This is a genomic window from Mucilaginibacter sp. 3215, assembly GCF_050433785.1.
Taxonomy (GTDB): Bacteria; Bacteroidota; Bacteroidia; order Sphingobacteriales; family Sphingobacteriaceae; genus Mucilaginibacter.
Genome location: NZ_JBNPWO010000020.1, coordinates 1 through 12,928, shown reverse-complemented (window position 1 = coordinate 12,928; position 12,928 = coordinate 1). Strand labels below are relative to the sequence as shown.

10 protein-coding genes are annotated in these 12,928 nt (G+C 43.1%); 4 read left to right on the top strand and 6 right to left on the bottom strand.

The window, feature by feature from the left end; translation table 11 throughout:
- Window positions 1-62 precede the first annotated feature (62 nt).
- From ABIC84_RS23450 to ABIC84_RS23440, 3 genes are all read left to right on the top strand, one after another.
- The gene (locus ABIC84_RS23450; RefSeq protein ID WP_429265131.1) at window positions 63-2,501 is read left to right on the top strand and encodes a bifunctional YncE family protein/alkaline phosphatase family protein; all 2,439 of its coding nucleotides are present in this window, start codon (window positions 63-65) and stop codon (window positions 2,499-2,501) included.
- A gap of 111 nt (window positions 2,502-2,612) precedes the next feature.
- Window positions 2,613-3,482, top strand: coding sequence for an aldose 1-epimerase family protein (locus tag ABIC84_RS23445; protein ID WP_429265130.1), 870 nt, complete (start codon window positions 2,613-2,615; stop codon window positions 3,480-3,482).
- An 89-nt stretch (window positions 3,483-3,571) separates the two neighbouring features.
- The gene (locus ABIC84_RS23440; RefSeq protein WP_429265129.1) at window positions 3,572-3,910 is read left to right on the top strand and encodes a hypothetical protein; all 339 of its coding nucleotides are present in this window, start codon (window positions 3,572-3,574) and stop codon (window positions 3,908-3,910) included.
- Window positions 3,911-4,246: 336 nt separating this feature from the next.
- Here ABIC84_RS23440 and secG read toward each other — a convergent pair whose 3' ends face one another.
- The 6 genes from secG to ABIC84_RS23410 form a co-directional block, all read right to left on the bottom strand.
- On the bottom strand, window positions 4,247-4,615 hold the full coding sequence (gene secG / locus ABIC84_RS23435) for a preprotein translocase subunit SecG (protein WP_090534360.1): 369 nt from the start codon (window positions 4,613-4,615) through the stop codon (window positions 4,247-4,249).
- A 9-nt stretch (window positions 4,616-4,624) separates the two neighbouring features.
- The gene (locus ABIC84_RS23430; protein ID WP_426581993.1) at window positions 4,625-6,004 is read right to left on the bottom strand and encodes a hypothetical protein; all 1,380 of its coding nucleotides are present in this window, start codon (window positions 6,002-6,004) and stop codon (window positions 4,625-4,627) included.
- A 21-nt stretch (window positions 6,005-6,025) separates the two neighbouring features.
- The gene (locus tag ABIC84_RS23425) at window positions 6,026-6,457 is read right to left on the bottom strand and encodes an LptE family protein (protein ID WP_429265128.1); all 432 of its coding nucleotides are present in this window, start codon (window positions 6,455-6,457) and stop codon (window positions 6,026-6,028) included.
- A gap of 98 nt (window positions 6,458-6,555) precedes the next feature.
- Window positions 6,556-7,812, bottom strand: coding sequence for a sigma-54 interaction domain-containing protein (locus ABIC84_RS23420; protein WP_090534355.1), 1,257 nt, complete (start codon window positions 7,810-7,812; stop codon window positions 6,556-6,558).
- A gap of 84 nt (window positions 7,813-7,896) precedes the next feature.
- On the bottom strand, window positions 7,897-9,393 hold the full coding sequence (locus ABIC84_RS23415; RefSeq protein WP_429265127.1) for a MiaB/RimO family radical SAM methylthiotransferase: 1,497 nt from the start codon (window positions 9,391-9,393) through the stop codon (window positions 7,897-7,899).
- Between the two features lie 147 nt (window positions 9,394-9,540).
- Window positions 9,541-10,398 (bottom strand): COG4315 family predicted lipoprotein, encoded by an 858-nt coding sequence (locus ABIC84_RS23410; protein ID WP_429265126.1) that lies wholly within the window; start codon window positions 10,396-10,398, stop codon window positions 9,541-9,543.
- A gap of 241 nt (window positions 10,399-10,639) precedes the next feature.
- On the opposite strand from ABIC84_RS23410, the gene ABIC84_RS23405 reads away from it, so the two are divergent.
- Window positions 10,640-12,442 carry a hypothetical protein gene (locus tag ABIC84_RS23405; RefSeq protein ID WP_429265125.1) on the top strand — a complete coding sequence of 601 codons (1,803 nt, stop codon included), beginning with the start codon at window positions 10,640-10,642 and terminating at the stop codon, window positions 12,440-12,442.
- Window positions 12,443-12,928: the final 486 nt, after the last annotated feature.

Sequence of the window (12,928 nt, the reverse complement as noted above, 5' to 3'; positions counted from 1 at the left end):
TTTCTGTTAACAAGCCTTTCGGAATAAAACGATTTTGTAATTTTGGCTACAATCGTTTTCTTATGAAACTAAAACTCATCGCCGGCATTGTTCTTTTATGTGCGGCCTTACAATCCCTCGCTCAAACTCCCGGTAAAATTGAACAAACAGGACAGGTACTATTGCCCAACGGCTGGAAGCTTAGTCCCGCGGGCAGGTCTTTACCGCTTGGCGATCTGCCGTTAAACATGCAGCTTTCCGTATCGGGTAAATTATTAGCTGTTACCAACAACGGCCAAAGCACCCAGTCGGTACAGCTCATCGACCCTAAAAATGAAAAACTGCTTGATGAAGTAGTGGTTAAAAAATCATGGTACGGGCTTGCTTTCAGTCGTGATGAAAAAAAACTATATGCATCGGGCGGTAATGACAACTGGATCCTGGTATTTAATATGGCCGGTAACAAATTGGGCACCCCGGATACCATCAAATTAGCACCGAATGCCTGGCCCAAAAATAAGGTTTGCCCTACCGGCATGGTAACTAACAAAAGTAACAGCCGCCTGTATTCGGTTACGAAGGAAGACAGCACCCTTTATATTATCGATCCTGATAAAAAAGACATTCTGAAACAGGTAAAACTCCCTGCTGAAGCTTACAGCTGCATTTTATCGCCCGATGAAAAAACGCTGTACATCTCTTTATGGGGCGGCGATATGCTTGGCTTTTACAACATAGCTACGCAAACGCTCAGCACCATTAAAACCAGCAGCCATCCTAACGAACTGCTTTTAGATAAGAAAGGAAAATTCCTGTATGTGGCCGATGCGAACGATAATGCGGTATCAGTAGTAAATACTTCAACTCATAAAATAATAGAAACCATCTCTACCGCGCTTTATCCTACCCGCCTCACCGGTTCAACCAGCAATGGCCTGGCCTTATCGCCAAACGGAAAAACGCTTTATATAGCCAACGCGGATAACAATTGCCTTGCTGTATTTGATGTTACTATGCCGGGCAGCAGCAAAAGCAGGGGATTTATCCCGGTCGGCTGGTACCCAACAAACGTAAAGGTATTGGGTAATAAAATCCTGGTATCAAACGGCAAAGGGTTTTCATCAATGGCCAATCCTAAAGGGCCGCAGCCTGTTAAAAAGACTGATAACAGCGGTTACAAGCAAGGGGCTATCAACAGCCGGGAGCAATACATAGGCGGTTTGTTTAAAGGCACGCTATCATTCATCAACAGCCCGTCTGATGCAGAACTGAAAGCTTACACCAGGCAAGTTTATGCCAACACTCCGTTTACTGCTAAAACAGCCAAAGGAGAAGAAGGCAACCCCATTCCACGCCGCCTGGGCGAAAAGTCGCCTATTAAATATGTGTTCTATATTATTAAAGAAAACCGCACTTACGACCAGGTTTTAGGCGATATGCCGCAAGGCAACGGCGATACTTCGTTGTGCATCTTTGGCAATAAAGTAACGCCTAACCACCACGCTATTGCCAGTGAGTTTGTACTGCTTGATAACTTTTATGTTGATGCTGAAGTTAGCGCCGATGGCCATAACTGGAGCATGGCTGCGTATGCTACTGATTTTGTAGAAAAAACATGGCCAACCAGCTACGGAAGCCGCGGTGGCAATTATGATTTTGAAGGTACCCGCAAAGCCGCCTATCCGCGCGATGGCTTTATATGGGATTATTGCAAACGCGCCGGTGTAAGCTATCGTACTTACGGCGAGTTTGTGAGCGATGGCAACCCCGGCAAAGCAAACTTAAAATCGCTTGAAGGGCATTTTTGTATCAAGTCGCCTGGCTTTGACCTGAATGTGAAAGATGTTAAAAGGACTGAGATCTGGGCCCATGACTTTGATTCGTTACTCACTATAAACGCGGTGCCGCATTTTAACACCGTGCGCATTTCAAATGACCATACCAGCGGGCAGCGCAAAGGCGCTATATCGCCTATCGCAGCCGTAGCCGATAATGATCTTGCCATAGGCCAGTTCATTGAACATTTATCCCACAGTTCGATCTGGAAAGAGTCGGTGGTTTTTATTTTGGAAGATGACGCCCAAAACGGCCCCGACCATATTGATGCCCACCGCTCGCCGGTGTTTGTAGCCGGTCCGTATGTAAAACGTAACGCTGTGATCCACGGCATGTATTCAACCTCGGGTGTTTTGCGTACCATCGAGCTTATTTTAGGCTTGCCTCCAATGAGCCAGTATGATGCAGCCGCTATGCCGCTGTATGATTGTTTCACCAGCAAGCCCAACCTTACGCCATATACCGCTAAGCCGGCACAGGTTGATTTGGAACAGCGCAACATAGCTGTAAACGAGAGCAGCAAACGTTCAGAGCTGTTTAATTTTGCCAGGGAAGACGCCGCACCCGATATCGACCTGAATGAAGTGGTTTGGAAATATGTAAAAGGCGAAGCATCGGTTATGCCTGCACCCAAAAGGAGCGCTTTCGTAATTTTAGAACCTAAAAAAGAACAGGATGATGATTGATTTGTTAACTTCGTTGAACCGGAAGTTGTCCAATTAACGAATTCTTAATACATTGGTTTAAGGCCCGGTTTATGATTTATAAAGCCGGGCTTTTACATTAATTATACACCTATGATCACTCATTTAGAAAACGACCACATTAAAGTAGCTATCGACACCAAAGGCGCTCAACTGATTTCATTTATCAATAAAGCCACAGGTATTGAACATATGTGGCAGGCCGATGAAAAAATATGGCCATGGCATGCCCCCAATCTTTTCCCGGTAGTAGGCGGCCTTATTAATAATGAACTTTTGGTTGATGGTGAAAAGTATGCCATGTCGCGCCATGGTTTTGCAAGGCAGTCGGAATTTTTCTTATTGGAGTCGGATGAGACATCGGCAAGCTATTCGTTACCAAATTGCGAAAATACCCTAAAGGTTTATCCTTTTAAATTTGATTTCCAGATCCTGTATCACCTTATTGATAACGCGCTTAGGATTACCTATAAAGTGATCAACCTCGATAAAAAATCAATCTATTTTTCTGTCGGCGGGCACCCGGCATTTAATGTACCCTTTAACAAAGGCGAAAACTATGAGGACTATTACCTGGAGTTTGAAACTGAAGAACATTTTAACACTCACCTTTTATCAAAAGATGGCTTTTTTAACGGCATAACCCATCCTGTGCCAACTCCCAACAAAAAACTTTATTTAACCCGCGAGCTGTTTAAGGATGACGCACTTGTTTTTAAAGATCTAAAATCGCGCATGGTAACTATTAAAAGCGATAAACATGATCAAACCTTAGCGCTTGAATTTCCTCATTTTAATTACCTCGGTTTATGGGCCAAACCAGGGGCTGATTTTGTTTGCATAGAACCATGGCTTGGCTGCGCCGATACCGAAGGCAAACACGTTGACATTAAGGATAAAGAAGCTATCCAAAAATTAAGCGTGGGACATGTTTTTGAATCAGCCTATTTTGTTTGCTTATAAACATTTGGGTTACAATAATTTTATACTTCGGTAAAACATTTTTCGCATTTTTTCTCTTTCATAGAAAGAATCACTTAAATATTAAAACTATGAAAACTAAAGTTTATTTATTAGCCCTCACCATGCTGCTGTCATTTACAGCATTAAGCACCTTTGCTGCTGATAGCCACGCGCTTACCCCACTAAGCAAGGAAGAAATAGCAACCATGACGACCGAGCAAAAAGAAGCCCGTGTTGAGGAGATCAAGGCCCGCGTAAATGAGATCAAAGCGATGGATAAATCGGAGCTTACCAAAGCCGAACGTAAGGAATTGCGTACCGAATTAAAATCAATGAAAAAAGAAGCCAATGCCCTTGGCGGCGGCGGCATTTACCTTTCAGTAGGTGCTATTATCATCATCATTTTGGTATTGATCCTGATATTATAATTTGAATCATCTTGTATAAAAAACGCCTCCGACGAAAATCGGGGGCGTTTTTTGTTGGGATATTCCATGAATATTATGTTTCCTCAGGGTCTCTCGGAGAGGACCCTGAGGTACCCGGCAGATTACCTTGCCAGCAGTCTTATTAAGAATTATCAACATCAGGATCCTCTCCGAAAGACCCCGATGGGATGGAATGTGTAACAGTCTCCACCAGGTCATTGGTACGAGCCATGATGCCTTTTTATAAACTGCTCTAATACATCTGCCTTTTTTGGCAAAAACAAAAAAGCCCCTGAATATATCCAGAGGCTTTCTATATCTTGATTAAATACTTTATTATTTTTTGCTGCTATCAGCTTTAGGAGCTGCCGGTGTAGCAGACGGCGTTAATGCCGGAGTTGATGAAGGAAGCGCGTTGCTTGGTTTTGAAGCTTTTTCAATTTGCTCACGCAGCGCAGGATTGTCTGCATTGTTTGATGAGCCGCCTTTTACAGCAACGTTAATAGCCAATGACAAAACCATAAGGGTAATAGCTAACGCCCAGGTACCTTTTTCTAAAAAGTCGCCGGTTTTTTGTACGCCCATTAATTGTGATGAGCTTGAAAAATTTGATGCCAAACCACCGCCTTTAGGGTTTTGGATAAGTACGATAAGCCCTAACAGAGCGCATACAATTACGGTAACAATGATTAAAACGATATACATTTCTTTATATTAATTAGTTTTCTTCTCTAACTCCTCAATTTGGCTTGCAAAGTAACGGCTTTTTTCCGGGAATTTCAACATCAATTTTTTGTAAGTTGCAATAGCTTTGTGATATAACATCTGGTCGATGTAAATTTGGGCTAATGTTTCACTTACCAGGTCATTTCTGTCTTCCGAGCTCTTCTTCGCTTTGTTCTCATTATCGAGCTTATCAATTGATGGCGGCCTGATCTGGGGCTCCTCCTTAATAAATTTCTCAATAATGATATCTTCTTTTCTTTTTATCTCCGGCACATCGGGCTGAGGGGTTTTCTCCAGCTCTTCCAGGGATTGCGAATGGAAGATATTTTCATAATACTGATGCTGTAATGCATCAGTAGTTTGGCTATCAGATGCTACAGGTTTTTTTGGCTGTGCAACCGTTTCAATATTATAAGGCTGATAAGTTGATGCATATTCCTTACGGGTTTTATCTAACCACCACATAAAGGTATAAGGCATTTTCTCGTCGTTGTACTTTGATAAAACCTCCTGCTGTTCAGTAGCTTCAATTCCTGCCGGCTGCGGAGCCGACTCCTGAGACATGGCTTTATCTTCACTCCTTGTGTCAACAACCGAGTTATCAAACAAAAAATAATCTGTTGACGCAATATTACCGATTATCCATTTTTCAGTTACATCGTCCCTTACTTCTTTAGCTTCGTCAACGGCAACCGGCGGCTCATCGGCCACCTCTGTTTTATCGTTTATCGCTGCATCTGTATTAATATCGGCAGCAACAGGTTCATTCACGTTAGCCCGGCCTATACTTATATTCTCGATCCCAACAATTTCATCGTAAACCTCATCATCTATATCATGGGTAGATGAAATTGATTCCCCGTTGGGCTTAATTGCAGCTGCTCCCGGATCAGCAACTTCCGTTACCGGTTCCGCATCCGCAATTTCAGGCTCATGATCATTGGTATTGATAAAATTGAAGCTGCTCTTATCCTGATCTGTGTCTTCGATTAAATCTTCGGAGATAGGCGGCAGTGTATCAGCTTGATCATCAACAGCGGGACCGATATTAAAATAGTTTTCGGAGGCTGGCGCATTATTTACCGGGGCCACATCAAGCAGGTTAATTATCTGTGATGAATTTACCGGAGAAAGGCCTTCGGGCTCCTGAATTAATTTATGCAGTAAAACGGGTTTGTAATAAACGGCCGCGCGTTGGACATCTTTATTGGTGCCGGCATGGGCAAGCAAAGCACGCAAAATACCGCTTTGCGGGTAGGCATCAACCAGTTGCTGCAAGTTATAACCATAAAAAGAACCTGTTTCGGCCGGGTTAGCCAACAGTTCATCTAATATTTCGTATTGCCTGCTGTTCAAATATTGATCCACGTGGTTGAAAATACAAATTGCCTACCAATTAGAAAAGGCTGCGTTAAAAATATCATCAATTAATTGCTTATTAATTTGCCGTATAAGCCCCTGCTCCTGCGAAGAAATATCCCCCCGGTAATCGGCAAACTTAGTAAAACTTTGCTCAAAACTAAGCTTTTTATCTGCCGGAGTTTTCGCGGCATCAAATGAAAATTTAACACGAACGGTAATAGTTAGCCTGTTAGCATCAGCAATTGGGGCCACATTATTTGCAGTAGCCTGAATAGATGCCGGAGCGATAGAATAACCGGTAATAGCACCTGACATGGTTGCATCGGCCTCGCCGCGGACTAAGCTTAGGCTGGTTTGGGTACGGATCCTGTCTTTTAACGATTCGGTGAAAGTTTGGCTTAGGTTATTTACCACCAGCGGGGCGTTGTTTTCAAAAAACTGCACATTGATGGTCTTCAAACTGGGCGGGATTGATTGGTTTTTGAGCGTGTAACACGATTGACATAGAAGTATCAGCACACACACTGAAATAATCCCCAAAAGTTTTTTCATCAATTTTATAAGTTTAGTTCTTTTATTTTCCTGTATAACGTACGCTCAGAAATCCCCAGTTCATTAGCGGCAAGTTTGCGTTTACCCTTATGTTTTTTCAACGCCTTACGGATCAGGTCTGACTCCTTTTCAATCAGCGATAATGATTCCTCTACTTCTTCGGCATCATGTGTTATATTAAAACCGTCGATAGTGCTGCTATTACTGCTGGTGTTTGTAACGGTATTAACGGGTTGTTGTAAAGTAAATTGTGGTTCGTTATTACCATGCAGCTCAATATCGCGGTAAAGTTGATTTAAGGTTTGCGGATTATTGGCATAATGGGGCGAAACACCACCATGCTCAATAATATCTGCCACCAGTTTTTTCAACTCCACCATATCCCGCTTCATATCAAACAATACTTTATACAGTATGTCACGTTCAGAAAAATCCTCTTTAGGCTGATTGTCCAAACGCATCGGCAGGTTACGCGCGCCGGCCTCGTGCGGGATATACGTAAGCAGGGTTTGGGCAGTAATAATCCTGTCGCGCTCAAGTACAGCCAATTGTTCGGCCATGTTTTTTAACTGCCTTACATTACCAGGCCACGAATAGTTGGTTAATACCTGCTGCGCTTCTTCATCAAGTTGGATGGGCGGCGTACGGTATTTGTCGGTAAAATCAGCCGTAAACTTGCGGAATAGCAGAAACACGTCTTCTTTCCTGTCGCGCAATGGCGGAATCTTCAGCGGTACCGTGTTTAAACGATAGTAAAGGTCCTCTCGGAATTTGCCGTTCTTCACCGCCTCATACACATCAACATTTGTGGCTGCGATGACACGCACATTTGTTTTTTCAACTTTTGATGAACCTACTTTAATATACTGTCCCGATTCGAGCACCCGCAGCAAACGGGCCTGGGTACCCAACGGCATTTCAGCAATCTCATCTAAAAATATGGTACCACCGTTCACGGTTTCAAAATAACCTTTACGCTCACCAACGGCGCCTGTATAAGCTCCCTTTTCGTGACCAAAAAGTTCCGAATCGATAGTACCCTCGGGTATGGCACCGCAGTTAACGGCAATAAAAGGCCCATGCTTGCGCGGGCTCATCTGGTGTATGATGTGCGAAAAAACCTCCTTACCACTACCACTCTCGCCGGTAATCAATACCGAAATATCAGTAGGTGCAACCTGGTTTGCTATAGTTATAGCCCGGTTAAGCAATGGCGAATTGCCAATGATCCCGAAGCGTTGTTTTATTTCCTGTACTTCCATTGTTTTGTTAGTGAGTGGTTGATTGGGTTTATTAAGTGAATGGTTAATCACCTAACAACTACTCACTCAATCAACCTAATAAACTCAATCAACTACTTTCCCTATCAACGTAGCTGTAGTGCTGCGTTCAATCAATACGTTTACGTATTGCCCCGGCTTGTAATTTTCACCAACCGGGAAAATTACCATCGCGTTTTGATCGCTGCGGCCGCAATAGTCTTTGTCTGATTTTTTGGAGAAACCTTCTATCAGTACACGTTCTACCCGACCTATGCGGGCCTGCATCCTGAAAAATGAATATTCCTGCTGTTTGGCTACTATTTCGGTTAATCTTTTCTGTTTTACTTCTTCAGGAATGTCGTCGGCATAGCGTTTTGCCGCTAACGTGCCCGGCCTTTCGCTGTACTTAAACATGTAGGCAAAGTCATATTTCACATAATCCATCATGCTTACAGTATCCTTGTGCTCCTCATCTGTTTCGCTGCAAAAACCGGTGATCACATCGGTTGATATAGCGCAATCAGGAATGATACGACGGATAGCGTCGATCCTGTTGATGTACCATTCACGGTCATAAGTACGGTTCATCAGGTCAAGAATGCGGCTGTTGCCCGATTGTACCGGCAGGTGGATATAATTACAGATGTTATCATATTTACTGATGGCATACAACACCTCATCGGTGATATCCTTTGGATGCGAGGTTGAAAACCTAACCCTCAAATCAGGATCGATCAGTGCAACCATTTCTAACAGGTTAGCGAAGTTTACCCCTCCAACCTCCCCCAAGGGGAGGCTTTTGTCATTTTCAACGCCTGCTTCAATTTGCCCTTCTAAAGCCCTCTCCTTTGGAGAGGGTTGGGGAGAGGTCCATTTATATGAATCTACGTTTTGGCCTAACAAGGTAACCTCACGATAACCTCTATCAAACAGGTCGCGGCATTCGGCAACTATCGATAAAGGGTCGCGGCTGCGCTCGCGGCCACGGGTAAAGGGTACCACGCAAAATGAGCACATGTTGTCGCACCCGCGCATAATGGATACAAATGCATTGATGCCATTGCTGTTTAAACGCACCGGGCTGATATCGGCATAAGTTTCCTCTCGGGAGAGCAGCACGTTAACTGCCTTTTGACCATCATCTACCTGGTTAATGAGGTTCGGCAAATCGCGGTACGCATCCGGACCAACCACAACATCAACTAATTTTTCTTCTTCCAGGAATTTTGATTTGAGGCGTTCGGCCATACAGCCCAATACACCTACTACCAGGCCCGGATTTTTCACCTTGGCAACGGTAAACTCTTTTAACCGGTTACGTACGCGTTGTTCGGCATTTTCGCGGATAGAACAGGTATTGATGAAAATAACATCGGCTACGCTATAGTCGGCAGTGGTTTCAAAACCGCTTTCGGCCAATATCGATGCAACTATCTCACTGTCAGAAAAATTCATGGCACAGCCGTAGCTTTCAATATAAAGCTTGCGGCTATTATTTTTAGCTGTTTCGGCTTTTAACATTAACGCCTCACCCTGCCTGCTCTCATCATGTGTTTTATCCGGAATAAGCAAATCCATCATTTATATAAAAAATTAGTTTGCAAAAATAAACAAAATTTAAATACCTAAATGACATATTGTCAGTATTAAATAAAATCTCATTTATTTCAAAAAAAAGCGGGTAACACTTTCGCATTACCCGTTTATCCTATTCAAATAAGCCGTCACTTACTGCGTTAAAGCTACAGTGGTGGTATTATTGATTTGCCAGATAGCTGCACCGGGCGTAGGGAAGCTAACACCCTTAGTACTACCTTTAACACCATTGTCCTGGCCAAAATAGTAAAGTGGATGCCCTTTGTACACCAGTTGTGTTTGTCCGAATACGGTTATCACATCAAAGTCGGCTTTATTTAAAATAGAAGGAACGCTTTGAACCGCCGTTACCGCGCCGATTGGCCAGTTAGCATCATGCGCCACCACACCGGTGCTGAATTTATTTGTCTTAAACGTATCCTTGGTAAACAGGTACAAAGTACGGCCATTGGCATCTGTGATATATTGTGAATTTTCAGTACCGGCGATACCTTTGCTTGTGTATTGGTTACCATCATGCCCTATCAGTTGCGCGTAGGAAACCATAACGGTGTAATCCGGCTTGGCTATAAACCATGATTTGCCAACGCCATCACCGTTAACATCGGTAACTGCCACATCTTTTGCATAATAATATAAAGGCCAGCCTTTATAGGTAGTTTGCTTGTTGCCGTCGGCATTGGTGATAACGCCGAAGTCGGCAGCTGCCAGGCCGGTACCTATAGATGGGTTTTCTTTATAAAAGGCAGGCCAGGCTACAGCGCATCCACCGGTACAAGTTGAAACGTTTGCGGCATCATCAGAGAACAGGTACAACGCACGGCCGTTATTATCCGTTATGATACTACCAAAAGTTGCGTTTGAGGTAAGCTGTACGCCGGTAACAGCTTTAGGTGTGGTTGGATTGTTGTCGTGATTTTTTTTGCACGATGCCGCTAATAAAGTTAGGGCGATTGAGCCTGTCAGGGCTAAGTACATTTTTGTTTTCATCGGGGGTCTTTTGATGTTAGTTATGGATATTTATAAACATAACGCCCTGAAATTCCCGAGGGTTGCTTTGCAGTTAAACAAAACCTTTATTTGAGTTAAACGCCGGCATATAATCCCGCATTAACAATGATGAATTAAGTATGAGTTTTAATAAAAAATAACTTATCCATCCGCTACGCTATAACAAAAGTTGCTACCTTGCTGTTAAGCATTAAAACACAAGTAAAAGTAACACCGGTAAATGGCACTCAATTTTTTAAAGCACCAGTGGCAAAAAAAAACGTTCAAATTTGTGCTGATACCGGTTATAGTGATATTGCTGCTGGCCGTAGTAGTAAACAGGTATTGGTCGCCCATTTTGGCCGCCAAGGTAAAGGATGTAGTATTAAGCAGCAGCGACAGCCTTTATAAAGCCGATTTTTCGGACGCCGAGCTGCATATCCTTCAGGGTAAAATCATTATTTACAATATAACCCTTAAGCCCGATACGACAGTTTATAATCAAAAAAAGCGTTTACGCCTGGCCCCCAATACCCTGGTTGAGCTTAAGGTAAAACGGCTGGTGCTTAATCATGTGCATCCATTTAGCCTCTATTTTCAAAAAAAGCTTAATATTGGCCAAATCATCCTGAATGAGCCACGCCTGAATGTAAGCTACCAGCTAAACCATACTAAGGATACTGTTGTTAAAGATCGCCGTACGGCCTGGCAGCGGATCTCCAAAAGCTTGAAATCGATCCATATCGGCAGCATCCTGCTCAATGATGTTAACCTGAACTATGAAGATTACTCGGGCAACAAGGTGGCCATTTCCAAACTTAAAGAGCTAAACTTAAGTGCAAACGACCTGCTCATTGATTCGGCTACGCAATATGATAAATCGCGCCTGCTTTATTGCAAAGATATCGTCACCGAACTGAACAATTACACCGGAGAAACACCAAGCGGCCTGTACACTTATAAGATCAGGCATCTTAAACTCTCCACCCTTACATCACGCCTAAATATCGAAGGACTTGCTATGCAGCCTACTAAATCGGATGTTTTTTTTGATAAAAGCAAGAAGGACCGGCTGGGCTTACTGGCCGATTCTGTGCAGCTAAACAATTTTGATTACTTAAATTATCACAAATACCGCACGGTTTCTGCTTCAAGCCTAACCATGACAAATGGCAAGATAACGGCTTTCACCAACCCGGGTAAGAAACCAGATCCTATAACAGATAAGGTTAAAACGTTCCCCAATATGATGATCAGGAAATTAAACCTTGATTTAAGGATCGATACCATGAAAATCCGGCACGTTGATGTGGTTTATAACGAGTTCAATAAAAAATCTCAAAAAACAGGCACCGTTACATTTAACAATACCAGCGGGCATATTTATAATATTACCAACAATCCATCGGCCATAGCCAAAAACAATATTACCCTTGTTGATCTGACAACCTATTTTATGAACCGCGGCCGGCTCGATGTGCAATTGAAATTTAATTTAAGCGATGAAGATGCTGCTTTCAGTTATAAAGGCACATTAGGATCAATGGAATTTGGAAGGCTAAATCCAGCTACCATGCCTTTGGCTATGGTAAAAATGACATCGGGCAGCGTAAAAAAATTCAGCTTTGATATCCAGGCCAACAGCAAAGTATTTAAAGGCAAAGTTGATTTTTTATATAACGATTTAAAGGTGGTGCTACTAAAAGCCGATACGGTTAATGATCGTTTCAAAAGGAAATCAATCATGTCGATATATGCCAACCTGTTTGTGATCAGGCGCAGTAATCCTGATGATAAGGGGAAGCTCACTTCGTCATTAGTGATCTATAAACGTCCTAAAGATTCGCCATTTTTTAAAACTATCTGGAAAACCCTGCTTACAGGTATAAAACCATGCGTCGGCCTTGATGAAGAAAGCCAAAAAGCCACTAAGAACCGCATTGACGAACACCTCAAAAACAAGGAAGAACGGTTAAAGAATAAGGCACAACGCCAGAAAAGAAAAGCAGAGCGAAAAAAGCTAATGGACCAGGGGAAGTTTTGATAAGGTATGAAAATAACATCTCCACCACGTCATTGCGAGGTACAAAGCAATCCCCGACGGGCAGAGTAGCTATGCAAGCAGCCCTGTAAAGTTCGCGATTGCTTCGTACCTCGCAATGACGTGATTGTAAATTATTGATTATTAACGGTGTTTTTTCGATCGAAATTATAACATGGGCGTTGCCTGCGGCCCGGGCTTTCCGTTGCAAGTCCTCGCCTTTCCTGCCCACAATCCCAACCCGCGCTGTGGGCTTTACACTGCAATCCCTAACGCGGCCTCCGCGCACCATCGCTAAAATTTATTTTACATGTCATTTCATTTTTTTTGGGTTCCACCTGATGGGTACCTCGCAATGACGTTTCTTTATCAGGTCCCGTATTCATCCCGCCGCTGTTGGTGTTGTCACCATATCCGTTAACCTAAGGGATTGAATATGTCGTAAACAATCTCAAAGGCTGCTTTTTTCCGTTTCTTAGGTTCAATGAG

Excerpts from the sequence above, each read along its gene's own strand:
- ABIC84_RS23450 (WP_429265131.1), top strand. The coding sequence starts at position 63 with ATGAAACTAAAACTCATCGCCGGCATTGTTCTTTTATGTGCGGCCTTA.
- ABIC84_RS23445 (WP_429265130.1), top strand. The coding sequence starts at position 2,613 with ATGATCACTCATTTAGAAAACGACCACATTAAAGTAGCTATCGACACC.
- ABIC84_RS23440 (WP_429265129.1), top strand. The coding sequence starts at position 3,572 with ATGAAAACTAAAGTTTATTTATTAGCCCTCACCATGCTGCTGTCATTT.
- secG (WP_090534360.1), bottom strand. The coding sequence starts at position 4,615 with ATGTATATCGTTTTAATCATTGTTACCGTAATTGTATGCGCTCTGTTA.
- ABIC84_RS23420 (WP_090534355.1), bottom strand. The coding sequence starts at position 7,812 with ATGGAAGTACAGGAAATAAAACAACGCTTCGGGATCATTGGCAATTCG.
- ABIC84_RS23415 (WP_429265127.1), bottom strand. The coding sequence starts at position 9,393 with ATGATGGATTTGCTTATTCCGGATAAAACACATGATGAGAGCAGGCAG.
- ABIC84_RS23410 (WP_429265126.1), bottom strand. The coding sequence starts at position 10,398 with ATGAAAACAAAAATGTACTTAGCCCTGACAGGCTCAATCGCCCTAACT.
- ABIC84_RS23405 (WP_429265125.1), top strand. The coding sequence starts at position 10,640 with ATGGCACTCAATTTTTTAAAGCACCAGTGGCAAAAAAAAACGTTCAAA.